This window comes from Bartonella sp. CR84HXZ (genome assembly GCF_042194535.1).
GTDB classification, from domain to species: Bacteria; Pseudomonadota; Alphaproteobacteria; order Rhizobiales; family Rhizobiaceae; genus Bartonella; species Bartonella grahamii.
This window is the reverse complement of record NZ_JBHIMY010000061.1, coordinates 1-2340: the sequence shown is the minus strand read 5'-3', so window position 1 is coordinate 2340 and position 2340 is coordinate 1. Positions and strand designations below refer to the sequence as shown.

Annotated in this window: 2 protein-coding genes and 2 pseudogenes; 1 reads left to right on the top strand and 3 read right to left on the bottom strand. The window is 38.4% G+C overall.

Features of this window, described 5'->3' with window-relative positions; translation table 11 throughout:
• Nucleotides 1-971: pseudogene (locus ACFIKD_RS09215) on the top strand (DUF6990 domain-containing protein); the annotation flags it as partial.
• 205 nt (nt 972-1176) lie between these two features.
• On the opposite strand, the gene ACFIKD_RS09210 reads toward ACFIKD_RS09215, so the two are convergent.
• From ACFIKD_RS09210 to ACFIKD_RS09200, 3 genes and pseudogenes are all read right to left on the bottom strand, one after another.
• Nucleotides 1177-1578, bottom strand: a complete 402-nt coding sequence (locus ACFIKD_RS09210) for a hypothetical protein (protein ID WP_375647866.1) — start codon at nt 1576-1578, stop codon at nt 1177-1179.
• 212 nt (nt 1579-1790) lie between these two features.
• Entirely contained in the window at nt 1791-2108 is a 318-nt protein-coding gene (locus tag ACFIKD_RS09205) for a hypothetical protein (RefSeq protein ID WP_375647864.1), read from the bottom strand.
• Between the two features lie 137 nt (nt 2109-2245).
• Nucleotides 2246-2340, bottom strand: a pseudogene (locus tag ACFIKD_RS09200) (DNA-binding protein); the annotation flags it as partial.

Here is a 2340-nt window from a genome sequence, read left to right as displayed (position 1 = left end):
TTGTTCAAAAATATAGCTCTTGTCCCGATATCCCATGGCATTTGGCTTGTTTAGCATTAACAGGTCAAATTGATGTCTTGAAATCCTATCAAAATGCCGTAAAAGCAGGTACGATTTCTGAACATTTGGATGACAATGATGTGGAAAAATATGTTAATCACGCTGTTCAATTTGCTGAAGGACATCTGAGCGTTTTAAAGGAGCGAGAGGCGGCGGATGCACGTATTGATGTACAATCTTTAGCTCTCCTTAATACAGTTTCTGAAACATTAAAAATGATGAACTGGGCAATTTATCGTGATAAAAACTACAATCGTAATGCCTATTTTATAAGCAAAGACCGTATCATTAATATAATGTACAGCCTTGATAGAAAAGGAAAAACACCGATCGTTATATTCAAGGCTTCACTTTCAACACTTGCCTTTTCCACTGCTCATAGGGATGTTTTTCCCGAGAATCCTCAATATATAGCTCTCAAAGAGGCAGAAGAAGTTTATACAGTTTTTAGTGTTGAAGTTGAAGAAGGCAAACTAAAGCAAATCTGTGTGGATATTCTTAAATGGGCTGATAACCAAAACACCAACCAAATCATCTATGATTATGCGGCGTTGCCAACAAACAGTGAATTTTGCCTTGCAGAATTTCACCTTATTGCACTTATTTTAACTGGCAATGTCAAAAAACTTAAGTTTTATAAGGAGAGTTTTCAAAGAAAAAACCGTCTAGGCTTTGTAGATACTATCACAAAATATGATATTGACAACGCGCTTACTCTTGCCCAGCGTTATTGAACAGGTTTTCCTAAAAACGTTCCAATTTTGAGTTTGGATCCGCAAACAGTATCTGTTGCCTCCAAAACAACTTTTGTTGAAGTGGCAGGGGAAGTGGATGAAGCAGATGATAATGATAACTATCTCACCATGGAAAGTGCTGATTTTTTTAAGCCTTTCAAAAGAAAGGGATTATAATCATAAGAAATGCTATCAAAACTATTATGGTACTTAGTTTTGAAGGTTTTGAGGGTTCCTTTTCCCCCCTTATATATTTTTTTCAATCAAAAATAAAATAATACATATAAGAAGCACCCCCAAAGCCCCCCAAAACTAATGATGGGGAGTGCTTTGAAGGTTCACTGTTATATTGTTTAATATTTTATAAGATTTCCAAATTGCCTCAGTGCGATGTCTTATGACTTTTCACTAAAGGATGCTGTTCATAACGTATGATAGGTCGACTGCCTTGGGAGCTATTGTCTCCAGAGATTTCACGAATATAGTTACAACGGCATAAAAGCTCTAAAGCTTGCTTAACAGCTTCATTGTCTTTTAAAGAAATCCAATCACGTTTATAAACATCCCTTGCTGTAAAAACATCGGGCAAATGATCACAACGCTCGACAATTAATGTTATATGCTCTGCTGTTAATGTATCCTCCGAGGTATAAAGACGTTTGGCATGACTTAACAGATAGTTTGACCAACGCAACGCTGTTGTGATGGCATAGAGTCCAAATTCAAAACGACCACTGTCAAGAAGTTCGAAAGTCAAGGTAAGGCTTGCTATGCTCTTAGGCATTTTCAAAAGATGCGATTGTAAGCTTTCGAAGTGACTACCTCCTTTTGCCTCTCTATGAATATGCTCCAATCATTCATAAAATTTTTCTTGTGCTTTTGGTATAAAACGCATGATCAGCGGATGTTTGGGAGAACCCAGTCGTTTATCACGAAAAGAACAAACACCCCTTCATATTTTTGCTAGCCCTCTTGATTGGGAGCTCTATCAACCAATTACCAATCTTTTGTATCATCGAGACACACCAGCATTTGAAAGCGGTGCAATAAACCGTCATCGTTTATTCTACGGTGTGTTGCTCGTTTGAAATCAGCACAAAACTGTTTGGATAAAGAAAGCGTCTGATCATAAGCTTGTTTTCCAAGCAAGCCAATTCTAATGAGCGCTTGTATGATCTCTCTAAAAGAGCAGCCAGCATAACAATAGAGTAAAAGACGCCCATCATGTCCATTGGCAAGGGATAAGCTAGGTAGCCTATCATCATGAGCAGGGCAACGGGTCCATAACGCCCATGCCAACCCCCGGCACAGCACGTGTGATACCGTGCGCATTCTTAAAAGAACACATCATTTTAAATCCTATAACGTTGTGTCATAGGACGGATTGTGCACTCTTTAGGGTGATGAGCTTGAGAAAGCCTTGTCCGTCCTTACGTGACAAGGTTTTCTTTTTATGCCGCGTCACTTTGACGTTGCTGTTTTGCTTGCTCGATGACATTCAAAAGATCTGATTGTAACCAACGCGATAAAAAACCAAATTTTAAAG

Excerpts from the sequence above, each read along its gene's own strand:
- ACFIKD_RS09210 (WP_375647866.1), bottom strand. The coding sequence starts at position 1,578 with ATGCCTAAGAGCATAGCAAGCCTTACCTTGACTTTCGAACTTCTTGAC.